The organism is Streptomyces sp. NRRL S-378, assembly GCF_000720645.1.
Classification (GTDB): Bacteria; Actinomycetota; Actinomycetes; order Streptomycetales; family Streptomycetaceae; genus Streptomyces.
Map to the genome: position 1 here is coordinate 1 of NZ_JOBX01000166.1, position 1,739 is coordinate 1,739.

A 1,739-nucleotide genomic window follows, 5' to 3' on the forward strand; every position below is an offset into this window, starting at 1 on the left:
CCCCACCCCGGCCCCCGCCCGGGATGCCGCACGCCCGCAACCGTGCACATCATGGGTGTTCGCGGGCCGTGCGCTCACCACAGCCGGCGGGGCGCACCGGCCGCCCTTGCCCGACGGGCCCCACTGCGAAGGGGTGGCCCATGAGCACCGTGGCGGCCGAGGGCGAGGACCTCGTGACCCCCTCCTCCCCGACCGGCCGGAACACCGGCCGCCCCCGCCCCCTCCCGCACGCCCTCCTGCCCGCCGCCGGAGCGACCCTCCTGGCCGCCGCCGGAGCCCTCGTCGCCGTCGGATGCTTCCTCGGCCTCTACATCCGCCCCACCTCCGACGACTGGTGCGCCGCCTGGAAAACCCGCGACCTGGGAGTCCTCGGCATCACCGCCGACTTCTACACGACCCAGAACGGCCGGGTCGCCAACGCCTTCCTCAGCGGCCTCCTCTACAGCGGCGGACCGGCCGGCACCAAACTCCTCCCCACCCTCATCGCCGTCTCCCTCACCGCCGCCCTGGTCCTCCTCGGCCGCCGCCTCCTGCGCACCCTCGGCCACGCACCACCCCTGCTGCTCCTGACCGCCTGCGCCCTGGCCCTGCAGGCACTCCTCTACTACGCCGGCACCCGCAGCTACCAGGTCCTGCTCTGGGCCCCCGCCACGATCTCCCACACCCTGCCGAGCGTCATCGGCCTGTGGGCACTCCTGCTGGCCCTCACCACCGTCAACCACCCCCGCCCCGCCGTCCGCACGGCCGGCCTCGCCGGAGCCCTCCTCATCGGCTTCGCCCTCGGCACCCTCAGCGAACCGTTCGCCCTCGTCAGCGGCCTCCTCGCCGCCCTGACCGCCGTACTGTGCCTGCCACGCCTGCGCCTCGCCCCCACCTGGCGCCCCTTCACCTGGTGCCTGCTGTGGTGCACCGGCCTCGCCTGCGGCCTCGCCGTCCTCTACACCTCCCCGGGCGCCCGCTGGCGCCGCGCCCAGCAGCCCGAGAAACCCCCGATGCTCTCCACGGCCGAACTACGGGCCACCTACGAGGACTGGCTGCACATGTGGGACACCGTCACCGGCCAGCGGGCCTACCTCGCCGCCGCGGCCGCCGGCCTCCTCCTGGGCCTGGCCGCCACCCTCCGCACCCACACCCGAACCAACCCCCGCACCCGCACCCGCACCCGGCCCGGGGCCGGGAGCGGTGCCGGCCCCGGACGGCCGGCACGCGCCGCCCTGCTGCTGCTCCCGCTGCCCGTGGTGGTCCTGGGATCCTTCGCGGTGGCCGCGGGCCTGCGCAGCGGATACGGCCCCACCGGCTGGACGTACGCCCGCACCTGGACCAGTTACCTCCTGCCCATGGAACTGGCGCTGTGCGGCTACGGAGTCCTGCTGGGCGCATGGGCCGGCCCCCGCCTGGCCGCCCGCGGCCCCGCCGGCCCCGGGGCCCTGGCGGCCGCCACCACCGCGGCGCTCTGCCTCACGATGGCCTCGATGGCCTCCCTCGTCCCCGCCCTCCAGCAGCTCACCACCACCACGGTGGCCCGCTCCGTCGCCTGGGACGCCCAGAACGCCCGCATCCGGGCCGAGACGGCCCGGGGCGCCACCGACGTGGGCTACCGCCCCCTGCCCATCGGCAACCTCGCCGAACCCTTCTTCACCTCCGACTACCGCCGGGACTGGGTCGCCGCCTGCGTCTCCCGCTGGTACGACGTCAACCGCATCCACCGCCGCTGACCCCCGCCCCCGCCGGCCCCGGCG

At 76.0% G+C, this 1,739-nt stretch carries 1 protein-coding gene; it reads left to right on the forward strand.

The features are described from left to right. Positions 1 to 140 precede the first annotated feature (140 nt). Positions 141 to 1,715, forward strand: coding sequence for a DUF6056 family protein (locus tag IH80_RS0138320; RefSeq protein WP_051810384.1), 1,575 nt, complete (start codon positions 141 to 143; stop codon positions 1,713 to 1,715). Positions 1,716 to 1,739: the final 24 nt, after the last annotated feature.